Raw genomic sequence first — 18,226 nt, 5'->3', positions numbered from 1 at the left:
TTAATCATCCGCAGAGCACCTTAACACGGACTCTATAATTTTCAAAATTCCTAAATCCATATGCCCTTCGTTGTATTAGTTTCATCTTTCGATGGAAGCCTTCCATTATTCCATTTGATTTAGTAATTTCTTGGTAAAATTTTTTGCGTTCATCTGCATCAAGGAAATTTAAATGAACATCGGTTAACCATGCCAGTTTCATGTTAGGTACTCTGTATAGAAGTTAATTTTTGCTCGAGCAGTTCAATCCGATCATTAACAAGACTGCCGTATTGAGAAAAATGACCAGGAATGGCGCCTTTAAATAATGGGGAGGTCATGATCTCTTGTAGTGATTTAATCAAATATTCTTGTAGGGTTGAATCAGCGTTTTTAATTTCATCTACTATTTCATTACGTCCATCCAGCACTGATACAATATCCTCAAAATCATGACTGGCGTAAAAATCCATTTTGCCTCTTGTTTTAAAGGCTTCAAATTTGGTTGCTAAAAAATAAGGGGCTGTAATAACTCGAATTTCAAGATTGTCAGTCAATGAATAGAGATTTGAGAACTCAATTGCCTGTTTATACCAACGATTTCCAAAACCTAAAATTGTTTCATCAGTGGGCATCACATCAAGAATGACATCATCATAAAACCAACGACAAATGACATCTTCTGTTATGGATTTCTTGAAGCCTTGTTTGTTAAGTTTTTTCTCTAACTGGTAGTATTGATTCCTGGAAATAACATCCACGATACAATCGACGTCAAGCGTATAGCGTACATCTGGTACTAGAGGATCTGAGAGGAATAACCCAGTGGTACATCCTCCAAGGAAAACAACATCATTTCGAATATCACCTAATTTTGTTGCGACAAATTCTAACATTCTTAGATTTGCCAATTTCACATTATTATCCAGCATGATTTAATTTTTCCTTCAAAAGTTCTGCTGCAAGGTTACGCTCACGTGGACGCCCCGAACGCATGACATCAATTAGAACAAGTAATTCATGGAAGGCAGAGTCAGGGTTTGCTCGTAACGTTCTTGATAAATTAGGGTGAATAGGTAATAACGCAACACCTCGCTCCTCTCCCATCGCATCAGGCCAAACGGGAATAGGGTCATTACCCAAGGCGATTTTATCGCGAAACATGGGGGCGGCAATTGCTGCGGGAGTACCGCGAGTATATTCACCTAATTTTACTGGAAAGAGGAATTTGATTGAGTGTATTAAAAACTCTTCTGCTGCATGAACATTAGGGAAAAGTTTGCCTTGTTTGTCTTTCCTCAATAACCCCGCTTCTTCTAGTCGCTTTATTCCAGCATTAACCTCAGCTAAGCTAATACCTAATGCAGCAGATAGTTGTCGCTGAGATAAGTCACTACCGATATTTGCCAATAGTTTTATTAATACAACGCAATCCTGTGACTTTAACATGGTATTATTCTCTAAATGATATAAATAAAGTATATCACATGCGTTCGCTGTTCGCGAACAGAAGAACAGAAAACTGACGGGACTCGGTTCAATTCCAAGAGTAACACTCGATAAAGTGGGGCCTATTTGGGGGCTTTTTCAAAAGCCACATTGAAATAATTATTTATTATCAATCAATTAGATGGCCAATGTTATGGACGCCGCCCCACATAGACTTCCAAAAACATCTTACTAAGAGCGATTAGGGCATGTCCTCAATTAATGGCTTTAAATTGAGAGCAAGCCCTAACTTATTGTATCTGATAATTTTTTAGAGTAGGTCATGCGTTGCAAGACCAATGTATAACGAAACAATCACATTCATCTGATTTTAATCTTTTATGCTGCTTCTCTAATTATCAGAGAGCGTTTTGTATACATATACTGCAGGTTTTTTTATTGGTAATAAATGATACAATCCAAATAAATAAATAAAAAACTATAAAATATGACTATTAAAGCAATAATTTTTGATTTAGGTGGTGTGATTATTAACATTAATTATGTACTTACTGTGGAAGCATTTAAGTCTCTGGGAGGACATGATTTTGATAAAATTTATTCTCAATTCAAACAGTCAAATCTTTTTGACCGTTATGAAACAGGACAAATTGATGATCAAGCATTTCGAAAAGGGTTGATAGAAGAATTAGATTTGCCTATGGAAGATGAGCAATTTGACGTAGCATGGAATGCAATGCTTTTAGACTTGCCTAAGGAACGATTAGAGTTTATTAAACGGCTTCGTCACGAAGGTTTTGCTACTTTTCTTTTTAGTAATACAAATGGCATCCACTTAAAAAAAGTATTTGAAATTTGTCAAAAAACAACTGAAGTAAATGACTTTACAGGGTGTTTTGATAAAGAGTACTACTCACATACTTTGGGCATGCGAAAACCTCATAAAGAATCTTTCGAGCAAATTTTAAAAAACCATAATTTGAAAGCAAGTGAAACCTTGTTTGTTGATGATACTGCTCAGCATGTAGAGGGTGCTAAACGAGCAGGAATCTATACCATGTTAATAGATAAAAATCATTCGATTTTTGACATACCAAGTTTTATTGCGCAATTAAATAAGCAAGAAAAGGAACAACTATCTGCAAAAGAACTGAATCAAGCCAGCTTTACTATGTAATAAAAGCTATCGACACCATTTGCAGACAATTTCATACTATGAAAGACAACTTGATGCATTTTGCAGGTAGAAGATAGCTCAGAATCGGTGTGGTTTTTGATAGTCTTTGATTTTATTTCATGAAAAGATTAACAGTGGTGGTAGCAGGTTCGATTTCCACCACTCCACTTTTACCTTGGCGCGACAATTTGTTCTGGCCCATTAAATCCTTTCGTATTTCAACAACCATAACCCTATGTTAAAATCAAATTTTCAGCAATGAAGGATCTGTTGTATGAGCATAGTAACCATTTTTGAGCAACTGGCCAGGACTGCTCACCATAAAGTAAATCTTAATGAATTATTTAACGAAGATGCGATTGAATTGCAGCGTATATTTGCAAATGAAGATGCTGCTTCTCTAAAAGCTCTTTTCAATGAAAAGGCAAGACCAGCTGATCGAACTACCATTTTTGATCTTTAAATTGTTACTAAGTTGTTGTATTCGACATGCAAATAAATGCTGATGAATCTTCATTAATTGTTGTTGGGTGTGGGATTAAGTTTTTTTCTCATTTAACTACAGAAGCAATTACTAATATACAGCAGTCTGATCTCGTCCTTTATCTCGTCAATGATCCTGTTCTTAAATCATGGATACAAAAACAGAATAAAAACACAGAATCATTGGACTTCTTATATCATTCTTCTTCTCTTCGTGCGGAAGCTTATCAGTGCATTAGCAATTATGTTTTAGAGCATCTTTATCAAAAAAAGCATGTATGTTTCGCACTATATGGCCATCCGGGTGTTTTTTCCAAACCAGGGCTGGATGCAGTGAAACGAGCACAAGAAAAGGGGTATTTTGCAAAAATGCTGCCGGCTATATCTGCAGAAGCCTGCCTTTTTGCTGATCTGTTAATAGATCCCGGTTCTTCTGGCTGTCAATCGTTCGAAGCAACGGATTTTCTCATTTACCAGCGGCAATTTGATGCTTCATCTCATTTGATTCTATGGCAAATTGATGCCATAGGTATAATGGATCATGAATCAACAAATAATAAAAAAACAGGCATCTTGCTTTTGTTGGATTATTTAATACATTTTTATCAATCTGTAGATGAAATTATTATTTATGAGGCTGCTCAGTACCCTGGCTTTGAACCTAAAATAATCAGAACACAGTTACAGTATTTACCAGACATTCAATTATCCTCCCTTTCAACCCTGTACATTCCTCCAGTAAAAAAAGCTTTTTACAATCAGACACTGGTAAACGCCTTAGGATTAAAATAAACATGACGGATTATTTAATAACATTCGCTAGAAAATATGCAGCAAACTATAACGGGTTACCAAGGCTTTGCTGGCAAGGTATTATATTAATTGGTCTTAATACATTGACGATAGGTATTTGTTTTTTTCTATCGCTTTACTTTGTTACTATTCGGCATTTTACTCCATCTATCGCAGGATTACTGCTCTCTTGTTACGGCTTAGGTACTGTTTTGGGTGGGCTTATTACCGGCAAATTATCAGACAGATTTCCTCCCAGAATTATTTCAATTTTTAGCCTTTTAGCGCAATCTGTTGCTTTTTTTCTTTTAACCTATTTGCAATCAGGCGTTTTGTTAATGGCTAATTTATTTTTGCTTGGATTTACCGCTTATGGATTTAAAATATCCAATAATGTTTGGATGCTTGGTATGTGTAACAATGATATCAATTTACGTTATAAAACGATTAGTATTTCCCATGTCGCGGCTAATTTTGGTTTAGGTTTATCTGGTGCTCTCATTGTCGGTATGACCCCTTATGGATTCCAGTCAATCTTTTATTTATCAGGTTTATTGCTTTTAGGCATGGCGCTTTATCTTTTATTTCAAAACAGTGCTGGTATTAATGTCATTCTACCAAGCAAAGAACAACATGATGAGTGCTCTGCAAATGCATCTAAACCAATCTTATTATTGGTTATTTCATGTGTATTTTTTGTAGGATTAATCATTGCACAGCTAAGTGCGACTTATCCTCTTTATATTCAAGAATCATTCCCGTCTTTAGGAGTTAATGCGGTCAGTATTTTATTTATTTTAGATACCTTCCTAATTGTCCTTTTTCAAGCACCGTTGACCACTATGGTTGCCAGTCAAAATAAATTATTAGTGACTGGAGTGGGGGCTTTATTAATGGGCTTGGGCATGCTGGTTTTAAGTTATTCTTCAGTATTTTTTATGGCTATTTTCTCCTGCATTATTTGGACTACAGGGGAGATGCTCTTTATTTCTACTGCGCAGCTGTTATGTTATGAACAAAGCAGCAATCAAAAAAAGGGTCAAAGCTTGGGTTTATTTCAAGCGACTTTTGCCGTAAGTAATGTGATGGGACCCGCGTTAGGGGGCTTTATTTATCAGGGGTGGGGAGGAGATTTACTCTGGTATTGCAGCATGCTCATTGGAACAATGTGTTTCTTGCTGTGTTGGTATTTCAGCTACACCTATACTGACACAGCCTCTTAAGAAGGAAGCATCGGCTGCAAATAATGCTTCTGGTGAGCGGCATGTAGTATCGTTAAATCGAGAGTCGTTATTGAACAGCTCAAGAGAATTTCTTAGGATGTTATGGCTATCTGTCGCGTTATGAAAATAACTGAATTTAACCCATTTTGCTATTTGACCTATAACGGTATCAGAAGATAATGCGCCATTTTTTGATAATTCTTCGATGAAAATATTCATGATGTGTTCTAATTCACGCATTTCATTTATAGTGCTGGAAGCTAGTCGTGACCTTGGCGAAAATACACGAGTAGCAGGATGCTGTAGTGAATAGTAAATTGGGAAATAATCTGTTTCAAAATTAAAATGCTTAGGTTGCATTATGGTTGGCGTATATTTTTTTAAGCCATAAGACTCCACAAAAGCGTGTTGCAACACATCAGCAGGTAACGCATTATCATCTATTGCTGGAGCATAACCAGGAGCGGCCCCTAAGGCCGTGGCAAATAAATGTTTTGCTGTATCAACCAGATAAGGATTGGGTTTTAAATTACGTTTTTTTTGGATGACTGAAAATGTGATATCATAATAAATTCGGTTGCGTTCATACTCATATCGATACCAAGCCAACTCATGTAAATATTGCTTCAGTGTTTTCCACGCAACATCATTATGTAAACTGTTTAACCAGCTCTCCGAAAAATACACAATACAGCAGTGCCAATCGACATTAACTACATTACTGTGAATTATTTCTTTAAAAACATGCCAGTGTTCGTATAGGGATTTTGCTGGTCGACTTTTAATATTGAAGTCGCGCTGTAAATTTGAATGATTTGCTGTGGCACCTATATTGGGCAACATAAATGTTGAACGAGCACCTGCTGTTGAGGACAATAATCCATTAGGTGTATAAACATGACTCGTTCTTTTATTGAGAACAGTCGAGAGAGGAAAAATATCTCCTGGTTTATACACGAGCCATGGAATGGTAATTTGCTCATTTTTGAAGTCGATAAAGCATTCAAGTTCTTTCTCAAGAATCATACCTAGAGGTGTTCCATTCGCACTGTATCCAAGATGCTTAAGAACATCTGGTGGAGTATTCGGGTCGGTAATTCGGTAATAGCTCCCATTTATATTTGGAAATAAGGAGCTGTATGTGTCTGCATCAGTATCACCGTAAGGATAATAAGCGATATAAAGAGGATAAGATTGATCCGGCGATAACTGATCTACAATATGGGTAAAAGCGGGTTCTACTTGTGCAATACGTTGGCGAATATCCGACCAGAAACATTTTACTAATCCCTTCCTTTCATCAACTCGTGTAAACATTCATATCACATCCTGTACTTTAATCGTATTTAATAAAAAGCGTGTGATTTTAGTTCTTCAAAAATGATGCTGTCAATTGCTTTGGAATTAATATTGCTTAAATTGTTCATTATTAGGTTCTTATATTTAGATGAAAATAAACTAATTTTTTTCTTTTTTCTCTGATGTTCTAATGGATTGAGTCCAACCACCATGGAAAAAATAGTTATCAATTTAAGGACACAAGGATGTTATAATATTAAAAGGGAGATATTTTAAATACACCATCTATGCTTGCTGTTCTCATGTAAATAACATTTTATTCTGGATTGAGTGTATATAATTTTGAGCCAAACCATGGATTGCGAGCTCATGAGGCGGCTTTCTATCTCAGAAGTCATTACGTAGCTGAGATGAATTAATAATCTCTGAATCGTGGGTATTATTAGTCTCGTAAGAAAAGAAGGAGTATCGATTAACTGTTTGGTTTGCATTAAATGATGGTTGATTTGGTTTGGACTGGTTGCTTACATCACAGAATAGTGACGTTACTTTACCCATTAATTGATAAAAAACAGGATCAGTAATAATATTTTTTATCCCCCCGATAATACCACCGAGTGCACTGAGAAGCACACACCATCCTATCAAAGTGAATGGCCCGCCAACCAAAAAACTTACCGCTAAACCTGCAAAAGTCCCAATAATTGCTCCTGTTGTTGTCCCACTTGAGACTCGCTGAGTCCATGGTAGAGTTGTCGCGCTCATTTTTGTTTCGTCAGGTTCTATTTGGCGTGCTAACCAAATAATAAATAAACCTGTAAACCAACCAAGTAAGCTCGCAAGCGCTGAGCCAATTATTGTTGAATACGTGAGGGCCGCTCCTGGACAAAGTGTATAGGCTGCAACTATCCCTACATAGCTAAAAAAATAAGAGGAGCTTCGTGCTGCATAGGACCAGCTGTTTTCAGTACTACGTGAAACACCCCAATATTTCTCAAAATAAGTCGTCAGATTTTGACCATAAAAACCTAAACCTATACCTCCGATAATAGAACAAGCGCTTGCGCTAATAGCAATAGCAACTTCTACATTCAGTCCTGAACCAATTGTCGGACCTAAAAGCCCTCCTAAAATAGTTCCTAGAGCAGTACCTAAGGTCAGACCAGAACGAACGTAATTATTATTAAATAGATCACGATCATCGGTCATTAATATGCCTTTTGCTTTTTCTTCATTTTTATTACGGGTTAAATAATTAATAAGGGGCACTAATACTATTACTGCAAAAAAACTGATTACAGAAGCAATGGCACTATAAAGGGTTATTTGTCCCATACTTGTTGCCGCATCGTTACTGTTGAGATACGAGGTAATACCACCAAGTAATTGTCCTGTCGATGCACCTAAAACGAGAGCTGTTTTCGCGTATTTAGACCATCCTTCGGTACCTAATTGCGCTTCATCTTGCCATAAAGAATAATCTCCGCCACATTGTTGAATGATAAAAGCAAATAAGCCCATAATAGTGGCCATAAGCATGCTGTATAAAGAAATGGATAATTTTCGCTCTGCTAAAGAAGTGCTAAGTGATGCAATAATAACGCCTAGAGCAGAACCTAAGCTTGAGAGCGTTTTCAAATTGCGGTACAAGGGATTCTTGGAATCAGGTCTAGTGTATAAATTAAAGTAAACACAAATGCGGTGACTTATTTGTTCTCCTAATATCCAGCAAATAAAGGGAGCTATGGCATTGCTCCATTTTATCTTTATATCCGGGTCGTCATTAACATCTCCAAGTAAATAATAAATAGCCAGAGCTATGGCACCTCCCATGGGTTTGGCTAATTCAACATACCGAGCCTTATAGTTGTCAGTGATGTTGCTCTTGATATTTAACTCTTTTTCCGACGAATTTTTTTCTTCTTTTAATATTAGCCCCATTAAATCAACCCTGTTGGTGATTGGTAATCGACCACTCTGAGCTTCCTTTTTCCTTAATGAAAGCAGGAGAATCATTTGGCGCGCATAGTAAATTGATATAAAATAATAAACAATGACTAATTGTGGAAACACATTGATGCATTATTTGCATTAATGTGAATGAGTATATAAATGGCTGACTTTATAATTAGTGATGCATTGGTCTTTATAAGCGTTGCAGAAGAGGGGAGTTTCGCTGCTGCGGCTAAGAAATTGTTTCTCTCTCCTTCCGTTATTAGTAAACGAATCAGCCGGTTGGAAAGCCAGCTGCGTGTGCAGTTGATCCAAAGAACCACACGTACTATGAGTTTAACGGAAAGTGGTGAGCTCTTTTATGAGCATTGCAAACGAATAAAATCAGAAATAAATGAAGCCGCTGATAAAGTATTACAGCAACACCAGATTCCATCTGGGCTTCTTCGAATCAACGCTCCCAGAAGCTTTGGCCAAGTACATCTGATACCGGCAATTAATGAGTTTCTGTTTCTATATCCTGAAATAAAAATTGAACTGATTTTGGGAAGTCATTATGCGAGTTTTATTTATAAAGGACTGGATCTGGCAATTTTTATTAATGATTTACCCGATACCTCCTTATTGAAATCTCGGAAAATTGCTGTTCGTAATAGTGGTATTTATGGAGCTCCTAAATATTTTGAGCGATTTGGGATGCCAGATATTCCTGATGACTTAACGAAACATAACTGCCTCATTTATCAATCTGAACCTGGAAACTCATTAGGTCTTGGCCAAAAACATGAGTGGCGCTTTTATAACAATAAAGAGAAATTGATTATTCCTGTGTCTGGAAATCTGCGGATTAATAGCAATCAAGGTTTAGTAAAGGCAGCAATTGCTGGTGTTGGGTTGGTCAAATTATCCAGTTTTATGGTTACAGAAGAAATTAAGACGGGCAAACTTCTTAGTATTTTAGATAATTATTGCGAGCACAACATTAATATCCATGCTGCTTATCCGAGCCAACGTTATCTGCCCTATAAAGTCAGACTATTTATTGATTTTCTACTGGAGCGTTTTAATTCAGAAAATTATTGGAAAAGTGTTGAATGATTATGCTTTTCAGGACATATGAGTGATTTGTCAGTAGCTCTGGCTAAATGAATTTAAAATTATTTTTTCCTTCCGATTTTACGGCATATAATGCTTTATCAGCTTGTTTAATCAACCTATTTAAATCTTGCCCGTCTTTAGGATAAACGCTGATGCCTATGCTGCCTGTAACTGAAATATGGTGTGACTTTATTGCTAATGGTTTTGCTATGGCCGTTAAAATCTTTTTAGTTGCTTCTATCATTTGAGAAATATTTGTGAGCTCAGTGAGCACGATGATGAATTCATCACCGCCTTGCCGGCTAAGTATATCCGTTGAGCGTATCGTTGCTTTTAAGCGCTGACCTATTTCTACAAGTAAGAGATCACCTATATCGTGCCCCAAAGTATCATTAATTTTTTTAAAATGATCTAAGTCCATAAATAAAACGGTGATCTGATTTTGGTGTCGCTTTGCATAGGACAGGGCGAGTTGAAATGATTCATCCAACTGCTTTCTATTCGCCAATCCCGTTAAGACATCGTGATAGGCTATGTACTTTAATTCTTGTTCGGCATTTTTCTGAGCATCAATATTTTGAATTTGTCCTATAAAATAGAGGGGGATGTTTTCTGTGTTTCGTATTAATGAGCCACTAAGTAAAATCCATATGACGTTCCCATTTTTTTTGATATAGCGTTTTTCCATATGGTAGGAACTAATTTCTCCATCTAATAATTGGCGAACATAATTTAAATCCAGTTCTAACTCATCGGGATGAGTGATGCTTTGGAAATCTATTTTTAACAATTCGTCTTCGGTATACTCAATGATTTGGCAAAGAGATTGATTTACCTTTAACCATCTTCCTTCTAAAGAAACTATTGCCATACCAATCGCTGCAGAATCAAATGCAGCACGAAAGCGAGATTCGCTTTCTTCTAAAATGGAATTATTAATAACCAATCGATTCACCAGGTCTAAATTTTTATAACGTAATTTAAAATTGGTATTGAGGAGTCTGTTACCTCTCCAGGAGACCATCAATACAAAGCATAAATAAATCAATAAGGCAGTTCCCAGTAAAAAATAGGTCGGCGCATTTTGTAAGAATAGCCAGGCACTCAGCGGTACAATGAGTAAAATTAAAAACGAAGTGCTTGCTGCCATATTCGGTTGAAGGGTATGCAACCCTCCTGATGCAACACCTGTACAAATAATGATGATCAGCATTTGATAGAGCAAATTGTCCTGAGGCATGAGTAGTGAACCCGATATGCCCCAAAGCACACCATAACTGATTGCCAGCCCAATTAGAACACTTAAATAAGATGCTGGTGGTAATGAATGGATACGATTAATGATAAATGCACTGCAGTGCAAGACAAAGGTAATGAGTGCTGCTATAAACCATAGAGTAAGGTAGGTGTTATTTATCTTGTTATAAAGTCCAACAAAAACGATTAAGAAACAAATGAAATTGGCTGGAATGCTTAAGAGTAAATTTTCATTGAGTAGCATTACTCGATCAGCAAGGGTTTTTTGCATTAATTTTTTTTCTATCTTCGGCCTGTCATTGGTCATTCGAATCTCTTTATAATTGCCGTATCAACCTTGGTCAAAACTAAATTTAATAAATTCTTCGATAGCCTCAAAATAAGTTATAATTATGCGTGCTAACCATATTGTAAAATAAGAGTATATTAGTAAGTCATGCAATATTCCAATAACGGAACTTTTTACACTAATTAATGTCCCTTCAAAGCAGAACATTCGAATGTTAAATATATTCAGAATAACCTCAGCACACTCTTTTTGCGAGCATGTCGCTGGATATCCTGATGAAATTGTTAGCCATTTGAATACATGATTTTGGATTCGCGTAATTAAATGCGGTACGCTATGCTCTCTGTATGCATCTAAAAAAAACGCGGGAATATGTTCATGAGCATGTTATATAAATTAAGCCGGGTTTTGCTTCTTACGGTTATCATGATGATATTGTTCCTTGATTTTTGCATCGCAAAATCAGCTGCCTATACTGCAGCAATTCAAGAAGGCAGGGATGCGGCTCACGCGATTATTGAACAGCAAGGAGCCTCTGCGATAACGATAGCTTTGGTGGATGCTGAGCATATTATTTGGAGCCAAAGTTTTGGAGTGGCTGACCCAGTAACCGGACAGTCTCCTTCTGATACCACTATGTTTGGTATTGGGTCGGTCAGTAAAATGTTTGCGACGATCGCTGTGATGAAGCTTGTCGATCAAGGCGTTATTGATCTTGATGCACCGCTGACAACCTATGTGCCTCATTTCAAAATGGAGTCGCCTGAATATAAAAATATTACCGTTCGCATGCTTCTAAATCATTCATCCGGATTTCCTGGAACAGATTATCGCAATGCTGATATACGCTCTCCCATGCCTGAATACTTCAAGCAGGTTTTGCACACACTATCAATGTCACGGCTCAAGGCCCCTCCGGGTTATATGAATGTTTATTGCAATGATGGTTTTACTGTGGTTGAAGCACTCATAGAAGCAACGACAGGCAAGCCTTACGCTCAATTTGTGCGCGATGAAATTTTGATTCCCCTTGAAATGCAAAACACTTTTTATCCTACTCATGTATTTCCTGATGGCTCTTATGCTAAGGCTGTTGTAAATGGAACAGTGAAACCCTAGGAATTTCTCAATGCATTTGCATCTGGTGGGGTTTATAGTACAGCAAAAGATATGGCCAGTATTGCCATGCTGTTCCTTAATAATGGAACAAAAGGAACAACGCGTCTACTTTCCAATACAGCAATAAACAACATGGCAGTAGATCAAACTCAAAACACGTTTAAACCTGTCCACAGTAATGCATGGGCTTATGGATTAGGGTGGGATAGCGTATCTCAACCCGGACTTTTGGCGGTAGGATTTGATGGATGGGCCAAAGGTGGTGATAGTAGTGATTACGGCTCAGCACTTATTGTTTCCCCCAAAGCGGGGCTTGGTATCATCGTGATTGGCGCTTCTGGCTTTGGTTCAGGACAAGCTACTGCTCTTGCGGAGCGAATACTGCTTCGTGCATTGGCCGAGAATGGGAAGCTTGCGACATTTCCCTCTCCACTGACAAGTGAGAGCATTCAAAAAAAATCCATCCCTAATGAGCAAACGACAAAACTCGATGGCGAATATGCTTCGTCTTCATTCATTTTGCAGTTTTTAACAAAAACCAACAGAGCTGTCCAGGCGTTTATCCTTTCTGGCACTGGATTCATTCCGGCTGGTCCAATAATGAACTACACTGAAGGGGGATGGTTTGCCAGTAAGCAAAATCCTTTAAATGCATTCAAAGTTGCTGAGGCTGAGCTTCAGGGAAAACCTACTCAATATATCATAAAATCGGCTCCGGCTGGTTATGGCCATTATCTTGATTCAATGGTTTTTTCCCAAAAGATAACGTCAACTGCGACAGGGCTTTGACCGGTTTGGCGTTCCAGGCTTCCGCTGACATGGCTCGTGGTAAACGAACATCCAGATGAGCTCATCTGGAATGGAATGGATCCTCGATTACGGCTTTCTACAGTACCCGAGTTACCCGGCTTGATTGCCATTAATACGCCAACAGAGCCGACACAATTTCATATTCTTGATCCTTCTCTCAATGACAGTGAAGCGAGAATGATGCTTGTGATTCCACAACTTGAAGGGCGCGATCTTGATGATCTTGTTTTTAAACACTATCTTGGTGAAGAGTGGCCCCGGTTTGGAAGCTACATGCATCGGCTGCTTGCATCTGTGCCGGTGTTGCCGCAGGATAAGACTGAAACAATGACCATTGGCCCTAAGGGATATGCCGAATGGAGTGCGGTGGCACAAGGCAATAAATCCGTTCATTTAGTGATCACTACTAATAATTCATGGCATCTTTATGATTCAACATTCAAGAGCCTGGCAAAAGGAAAAGGCAACAGCCAGCTTGTTCTCCCATCAGGAGAAGGACTGGCTTATCTTACTTTGTTTGGAACTCCGGGCCAGAAAATTACCGTCTCTCTTCGCTCTGATGAGCGAAAATAAATATATTTATCTGTTTAATTGAACGGGTTGTTCTCACTGGAGAAGAGTTCTTGTCATTTTCTGGGGGGGGAGCCTGTGATGACGTGAAAATCAAAAACGAATAATTTATTTCATTGCCCATCTATGCTAGGATTTTCCCCTTCATGACAAAACTGTGAGCTGCTGTGCCGGATTCTGTAACGACCTGGAGTGATATATTAGGCGATGAAAAAAAACAGCCTTATTTCAAATCGATTCTGCAGTTTCTCGCAGAGGAAGCTAAAGTAGGTAAAGTCATTTATCCTGCATCGGATGAGCTGTTTAATGCGTTTAAAGAAACTCCATATGATAAGGTTAAAGTGATTATTTTAGGACAAGATCCTTATCATGGTCCAGGGCAAGCTCATGGCTTGTCTTTTTCTGTAAAACCCGGTGTAAAACCGCCACCCTCCTTGAAAAATATTTTTAAAGAACTGGAAACCGATTTAAATCTACCTATTCCTGCCCATGGTTGCTTGCAGAAATGGGCAAAGCAAGGTGTTTTGCTGTTGAATACCTCTTTGAGTGTAGAGCAGAATACGCCCCAATCTCACGCCAAAATAGGCTGGATTACTTTTACTGACACTGTGATTCGCAAATTAAATAATCATCCGCAGCCATTAGTCTTTTTATTATGGGGAGCTCATGCAAAAAATAAAGGTGTTTTGATTAATGATAAAAAACATCTGGTATTAACTGCTGCCCACCCATCACCATTTTCTGTACATCAAGGTTTTTTTGGTTGCCGTCATTTTTCAAAGGCAAATGCTTTTTTAAAAGCAAACGCTCGTGAACCTATTGATTGGGATTTAAGTTATATGGAGTGAGCTTAAAGCGGGGAACTGTCTAATGAGTCACTTTCCGTATCTTTAAGAACTGCATCTAAATCTGTAAAAATAATTATCAGGTAATTTGACTATACTTATAAAGTTAAGGATTAACTTTATTCTGAATAATAGGGACTTATATGAGATGGATTAATCGATTTGAAAAAATCAGACAAGCAATTATTGCTGCAACTCGTCCTTCAATGAGGAGTGTCATCAGAGAAGCGCAGAAAGAAAGAGTATGTCAAAGGTTGGATGGCCGAAGTGTAGAAGAACTGGCACAACAAGATGGATTACCCGCGAGACTTAATGCCGAACAATTAGATAATCTCAGTCAAGATGATATTGAGCGTTATCAGGAATTTAATGACGGTGAAGTAGGGATGGGGGCCAGGATGTGGATAATTTTATCGAAGTCCAGGGACAAACCGCAGACCAATCGTTACATGTTTTTGTTGCACCGGCAAGCAGCATGCATACAATACTCGATAAAGGAAATATCACAACTCCGTCAAGTAAAGGGCATGAAAATGAGCACTTGGTAATTCAAGCGGTGCCTTTAAATCGCTTTCTTGCATCCTCTCCTCCGAAAGACAGAACACAGTTTTTGGCAAATGCCTCAGTGCCAAATGCGATGCATGCATACAATCAGGAATTGCCTGCTACTTTAAAAAAGGAGGATTTAACTTCTGAAGAGGCTTTGCTGTCTTGGTTAAAAAGCCATAAATGCGATAAAGCATTTGAGACTACGTGTAAATCGCTTTTTACTGGAGATAAAGTTGGGCTTGATTATAAAAAATTTAAAAGCCCCATATTAATTGATGCCATAGATAAAGCCGTTACCAAAATCAAATTGGAAGCCCCTCAAGTTGCAGCAACTGTTCTTCCAATACAAAACCCATCACTTGGAGTGGCTGCGCAACACGTCTTGGAACAAGCTTCTCAAAAGCAAATGAAACAAGCGGTACATGATATAAAGCAGTCAGGGCAATCAGAAAAACCACAACCCCCAGAGTCGGGTAATATGTTTACTCCGGATTAAAGCTATTTATATCAAGCCGTGCATTATTTATTAGTGCATGTTCTGCGTTGCTAGCAATAGTGTGGTTTTGATCAAAAATATACTTCAGATGTTGTTCAATTGCCGAAGCTCCATGTTCATCAAATAGAAATGAAATTACCAAATAAGTGTTGAGTAGGCGTTGAGTTTTAAAAATAGTTTCTTTATATTGTTTTTCCAGGATTGGCCGGTATTAATTGTACTCATGAGGAGTTGTTTTGGATTCTAAACCGTTAGTAGTTGATCTGGATGGTACACTGATAAAAACAGATCTGCTTTGGGAAACAGCAAATCAATTTAGTATTCGTCATCCATTTCAGCTGTTTAAACTCCTGGTTTGGCTTGGTCATGGAAAAAGCACACTTAAGGCCCATCTTGCCAAATTCGCTACTATCGATCCCGCACTCCTTCCATATAATGATGTACTTCTTTCCTGGTTGCAGGAACAAAAAAAGGCGGGGCGCCGTCTGGTTCTGGCCACGGCAAGCCATAGTATACTCGCTCAATTAGTGGCAAAACATCTTTGTCTTTTTGATGAGGTGCTTGCAACAGATGATGACATTAATTTGAAAGCGGAAAAAAAACGAGATTGTTTAATACAAAAATATGGTGAGTCTGGATTTGATTATGTAGGCAATAGTGTTGATGATTTGCCGATTTGGCAATCTGCTGAATGCATTTATGTGGTCAGTTCCTCAACACATTTAATTAAAGAGCTTAAGGAATCTGGCAAATCAGTACATGTGTTTGAAGACAATAAGCCTTCATTGATTAAAAGCATATTTAATGCGCTTCGTCCTTACCAGTGGACGAAGAATCTGTTGATCTTTATTCCTCTTGTGACTGCTCATCTCTATACGGATAGCGCTAACCTCATGGTGGTATTTTTTGCGTTTTTCATTTTTAACATGACTGCGTCCAGTGTCTATGTACTTAATGATTTGATTGATATTACAGATGACAGGCTTCATGTACGTAAGCGGCATCGTGTTTTTGCTGCCGGAAATTTATCTTTGATGTATGGCTGGGTGGTTTGGCCCATGTTTTTAGTGGGTGCGTTTCTATTGACCGTATTTCTTATGCCATTGAAATTTTTAATCGTGCTCTCTACCTATTATTTATTAACCTTGGCTTATTCATCACTGTTGAAGCAAAAACCTATATTGGATGTTTTAACTTTAGCAGCACTGTATACACTGCGAATTATTGCAGGAGCTGCTGCTATACCTGTACCCCTATCATTTTGGTTGCTTGCTTTTTCGATGTTTCTGTTCACTTCATTAGCATTTATTAAACGTTTTAGTGAGCTGCGGTTGGTTCACAACAGTGGACCAGAAATGTCTCTTCATGGGCGAGATTACAGCTATGAAGATCTGCAGACAATATCCAATATGGGAACTAGTGCGGGATATATCTCTGTTCTTGTTTTGGCACTTTACATTCAAGACGTTCATACAGCACAAATGTATTCATCGCCGAAATTCATTTGGTTGGCTTGTCCTTTATTGCTTTATTGGATTTCCAGAGCCTGGTTGCTGGCTCATCGTGGAAATATGCATGATGATCCGATTATTTTTGCTCTCAAGGATAAAACAAGCTGGATTATTGCCATGTGTTTCGTCGTTATTTTTGCCTTGGCGAGAATTGTCTCATAATGACCGTCCATACATCTTTGCAAGACGTCTATACAACCTATAAAATAAACATTTCATGTAACTGCAGCAGAACTTTTTTGGATTAAAATGATTTTAATGTTTGCTATTCCTAATTGTGATACGGTAAAAAAAGCGCGAAATTTTCTGGAGGCGAATAAAATTGATTATGAGTTTATTGATTTTAAAAAAACACCGCCAACAACCGCGCAAATAGAGGCGTGGAGTGAATATACCGGTGAGCTTCCTGTTAATAAAAAAGGAACGACGTACCGAAAATACAAAGACCAGTACGAAGCATTGAGCCGGGCGGATCAAATAAACTTTATTATTGGAAATCCATCACTCATTAAGCGGCCTGTTTTAGTGAATCATGGTAAAACCATCGCATTAGGTTTTCAGGAAGAACACTATCGGACCATGCTCGATTCTTTTAACTAGCCGTTTTTGATAAAGAGAATATTTTCTTTAATCTCTCATCGTGCAGCATTTGCTGTGCCGTTTTTTGATATATCGTGGTGTCTCTTGTTGGAACTGGGATGCCCGAAGCATATTCAAATAAAACGTTAGCAAATTCAATGGTTGGTTTCTCATATTGAAACTTGACTAATTCATAATATTCTTTGAAATAAGGATTTTGCGCCCAGGTGAGAAAGGATTTAATCCATGTGCTTACCTCTGTTGAGTCAAATTTTCTTTGGTTTAGGAAGTCTTCCCATGTTTGGATTAGTAAGTTAGAAATATATTGTTCTTCTGCAATGCCTTGAATGGATTGTGGGGTTTTACTGTCTCCCGCATGAGCCTGATTATAGAGCTTAATATTGGCGGGATAAAATCCTGCGAGAAACTCAGGACGTATATTATGGCTATTAGTGATAATTTGGTTTGGATACAACCACAATTTATCAATGGATGCTTTCGTTTGGTGGAGACGAGTATAAGCCGCGTTATATTCAAAAGATAATGACGTCAGGACAATATTGATTGCTACAAGAAAAATAGCGACGCTGGCAAGAGCGGAGAAAAAAACACTCACTCGTGTTTTAGGATATTGATCCGGGTTGAATTTCAGCGCTACAAAAATGCTGCCCAATAATATAATCACAAGGGTTACAATAATGAAGACAGTTAAATTGTGTAATGAGCCAGCAAACACTATAAACACCTG

General features: G+C 37.9%; 17 protein-coding genes and 2 pseudogenes. 12 read left to right on the top strand and 7 right to left on the bottom strand.

Features of this window, described 5'->3' with window-relative positions:
* Positions 1-4: 4 nt before the first annotated feature.
* From Q0495_RS05070 to Q0495_RS05060, 3 genes and pseudogenes are all read right to left on the bottom strand, one after another.
* Positions 5-124 (bottom strand): annotated as a pseudogene (locus Q0495_RS05070) (transposase); the annotation flags it as partial.
* 79 nt (positions 125-203) lie between these two features.
* A complete protein-coding gene (locus Q0495_RS05065) occupies positions 204-911 on the bottom strand; it encodes a hypothetical protein (protein ID WP_298623801.1) in 708 nt (235 codons plus the stop codon).
* The gene (locus Q0495_RS05060; RefSeq protein ID WP_298623799.1) at positions 901-1,428 is read right to left on the bottom strand and encodes a winged helix-turn-helix transcriptional regulator; all 528 of its coding nucleotides are present in this window, start codon (positions 1,426-1,428) and stop codon (positions 901-903) included. The genes Q0495_RS05065 and Q0495_RS05060 overlap by 11 nt, the downstream gene beginning before the upstream one ends.
* A 487-nt stretch (positions 1,429-1,915) precedes the next feature.
* On the opposite strand from Q0495_RS05060, the gene Q0495_RS05055 reads away from it, so the two are divergent.
* The 4 genes from Q0495_RS05055 (at position 1,916) to Q0495_RS05040 (ending at position 5,103) form a co-directional block, all read left to right on the top strand.
* On the top strand, positions 1,916-2,605 hold the full coding sequence (locus Q0495_RS05055; protein WP_298623796.1) for an HAD family phosphatase: 690 nt from the start codon (positions 1,916-1,918) through the stop codon (positions 2,603-2,605).
* A 274-nt stretch (positions 2,606-2,879) separates the two neighbouring features.
* Complete coding sequence (locus tag Q0495_RS05050; RefSeq protein WP_298623793.1) at positions 2,880-3,068, top strand: hypothetical protein; 189 nt, start codon at positions 2,880-2,882, stop codon at positions 3,066-3,068.
* Between the two features lie 26 nt (positions 3,069-3,094).
* Positions 3,095-3,880: an SAM-dependent methyltransferase gene (locus Q0495_RS05045; RefSeq protein WP_298623791.1), complete on the top strand. Its 786-nt coding sequence runs from the start codon at positions 3,095-3,097 to the stop codon at positions 3,878-3,880.
* A gap of 2 nt (positions 3,881-3,882) precedes the next feature.
* A complete protein-coding gene (locus Q0495_RS05040) occupies positions 3,883-5,103 on the top strand; it encodes an MFS transporter (protein ID WP_298623789.1) in 1,221 nt (406 codons plus the stop codon).
* On the opposite strand, the gene Q0495_RS05035 is transcribed toward Q0495_RS05040, so the two are convergent.
* Entirely contained in the window at positions 5,014-6,420 is a 1,407-nt protein-coding gene (locus Q0495_RS05035) for a hypothetical protein (RefSeq protein ID WP_298623788.1), read from the bottom strand. The genes Q0495_RS05040 and Q0495_RS05035 overlap by 90 nt on opposite strands.
* Positions 6,421-6,789: 369 nt before the next feature.
* Positions 6,790-8,418: a hypothetical protein gene (locus Q0495_RS05030; protein WP_298623785.1), complete on the bottom strand. Its 1,629-nt coding sequence runs from the start codon at positions 8,416-8,418 to the stop codon at positions 6,790-6,792.
* Positions 8,419-8,514: 96 nt separating this feature from the next.
* Between Q0495_RS05030 and Q0495_RS05025 the strand changes: the two genes are divergently transcribed.
* The gene (locus Q0495_RS05025; protein ID WP_298623783.1) at positions 8,515-9,453 is read left to right on the top strand and encodes a LysR family transcriptional regulator; all 939 of its coding nucleotides are present in this window, start codon (positions 8,515-8,517) and stop codon (positions 9,451-9,453) included.
* 43 nt (positions 9,454-9,496) lie between these two features.
* On the opposite strand, the gene Q0495_RS05020 is transcribed toward Q0495_RS05025, so the two are convergent.
* Positions 9,497-11,017, bottom strand: coding sequence for a sensor domain-containing diguanylate cyclase (locus Q0495_RS05020; protein ID WP_298623781.1), 1,521 nt, complete (start codon positions 11,015-11,017; stop codon positions 9,497-9,499).
* 354 nt (positions 11,018-11,371) lie between these two features.
* Here Q0495_RS05020 and Q0495_RS05015 point away from each other — a divergent pair.
* The 7 genes and pseudogenes from Q0495_RS05015 to Q0495_RS04985 all read left to right on the top strand — a co-directional run bounded on the left by Q0495_RS05015 (position 11,372) and on the right by Q0495_RS04985 (position 17,499).
* Positions 11,372-12,907: pseudogene (locus Q0495_RS05015) on the top strand (serine hydrolase domain-containing protein).
* A 75-nt stretch (positions 12,908-12,982) separates the two neighbouring features.
* Positions 12,983-13,501 carry a hypothetical protein gene (locus tag Q0495_RS05010; RefSeq protein WP_298623779.1) on the top strand — a complete coding sequence of 173 codons (519 nt, stop codon included), beginning with the start codon at positions 12,983-12,985 and terminating at the stop codon, positions 13,499-13,501.
* A 164-nt stretch (positions 13,502-13,665) separates the two neighbouring features.
* Entirely contained in the window at positions 13,666-14,346 is a 681-nt protein-coding gene (ung, locus tag Q0495_RS05005; RefSeq protein WP_298623777.1) for a uracil-DNA glycosylase, read from the top strand.
* A 140-nt stretch (positions 14,347-14,486) separates the two neighbouring features.
* Positions 14,487-14,891 carry a hypothetical protein gene (locus Q0495_RS05000; protein ID WP_298623774.1) on the top strand — a complete coding sequence of 135 codons (405 nt, stop codon included), beginning with the start codon at positions 14,487-14,489 and terminating at the stop codon, positions 14,889-14,891.
* A complete protein-coding gene (locus tag Q0495_RS04995; RefSeq protein WP_298623772.1) occupies positions 14,819-15,388 on the top strand; it encodes a hypothetical protein in 570 nt (189 codons plus the stop codon). The genes Q0495_RS05000 and Q0495_RS04995 overlap by 73 nt, the downstream gene beginning before the upstream one ends.
* A gap of 236 nt (positions 15,389-15,624) precedes the next feature.
* A complete protein-coding gene (locus Q0495_RS04990) occupies positions 15,625-17,061 on the top strand; it encodes a UbiA family prenyltransferase (protein WP_298623769.1) in 1,437 nt (478 codons plus the stop codon).
* An 87-nt stretch (positions 17,062-17,148) separates the two neighbouring features.
* Positions 17,149-17,499 (top strand): arsenate reductase family protein, encoded by a 351-nt coding sequence (locus Q0495_RS04985; RefSeq protein ID WP_298623767.1) that lies wholly within the window; start codon positions 17,149-17,151, stop codon positions 17,497-17,499.
* Here Q0495_RS04985 and Q0495_RS04980 read toward each other — a convergent pair.
* On the bottom strand, positions 17,492-18,226 hold a 735-nt coding region (locus tag Q0495_RS04980), incomplete at its 5' end, for a hypothetical protein (protein ID WP_298623765.1). The genes Q0495_RS04985 and Q0495_RS04980 overlap by 8 nt on opposite strands.

The sequence above is a fragment of the uncultured Legionella sp. genome (genome assembly GCF_937871865.1).
Lineage (GTDB): Bacteria > Pseudomonadota > Gammaproteobacteria > Legionellales > Legionellaceae > Legionella.
The sequence above is the reverse complement of the archived record's forward strand: the minus strand, read 5'-3'. Positions and strand labels throughout refer to the sequence as shown.

Bases quoted from the DNA above. Each gene is read 5' to 3' on its own strand.
- Q0495_RS05065 (WP_298623801.1), bottom strand. From the start codon at position 911: ATGCTGGATAATAATGTGAAATTGGCAAATCTAAGAATGTTAGAATTT.
- Q0495_RS05060 (WP_298623799.1), bottom strand. From the start codon at position 1,428: ATGTTAAAGTCACAGGATTGCGTTGTATTAATAAAACTATTGGCAAAT.
- Q0495_RS05055 (WP_298623796.1), top strand. From the start codon at position 1,916: ATGACTATTAAAGCAATAATTTTTGATTTAGGTGGTGTGATTATTAAC.
- Q0495_RS05050 (WP_298623793.1), top strand. From the start codon at position 2,880: ATGAGCATAGTAACCATTTTTGAGCAACTGGCCAGGACTGCTCACCAT.
- Q0495_RS05045 (WP_298623791.1), top strand. From the start codon at position 3,095: ATGCAAATAAATGCTGATGAATCTTCATTAATTGTTGTTGGGTGTGGG.
- Q0495_RS05040 (WP_298623789.1), top strand. From the start codon at position 3,883: ATGACGGATTATTTAATAACATTCGCTAGAAAATATGCAGCAAACTAT.
- Q0495_RS05035 (WP_298623788.1), bottom strand. From the start codon at position 6,420: ATGTTTACACGAGTTGATGAAAGGAAGGGATTAGTAAAATGTTTCTGG.
- Q0495_RS05030 (WP_298623785.1), bottom strand. From the start codon at position 8,418: ATGATTCTCCTGCTTTCATTAAGGAAAAAGGAAGCTCAGAGTGGTCGA.
- Q0495_RS05025 (WP_298623783.1), top strand. From the start codon at position 8,515: ATGGCTGACTTTATAATTAGTGATGCATTGGTCTTTATAAGCGTTGCA.
- Q0495_RS05020 (WP_298623781.1), bottom strand. From the start codon at position 11,017: ATGACCAATGACAGGCCGAAGATAGAAAAAAAATTAATGCAAAAAACC.
- Q0495_RS05010 (WP_298623779.1), top strand. From the start codon at position 12,983: ATGGATCCTCGATTACGGCTTTCTACAGTACCCGAGTTACCCGGCTTG.
- Q0495_RS05000 (WP_298623774.1), top strand. From the start codon at position 14,487: ATGAGATGGATTAATCGATTTGAAAAAATCAGACAAGCAATTATTGCT.
- Q0495_RS04995 (WP_298623772.1), top strand. From the start codon at position 14,819: ATGCATACAATACTCGATAAAGGAAATATCACAACTCCGTCAAGTAAA.
- Q0495_RS04985 (WP_298623767.1), top strand. From the start codon at position 17,149: ATGATTTTAATGTTTGCTATTCCTAATTGTGATACGGTAAAAAAAGCG.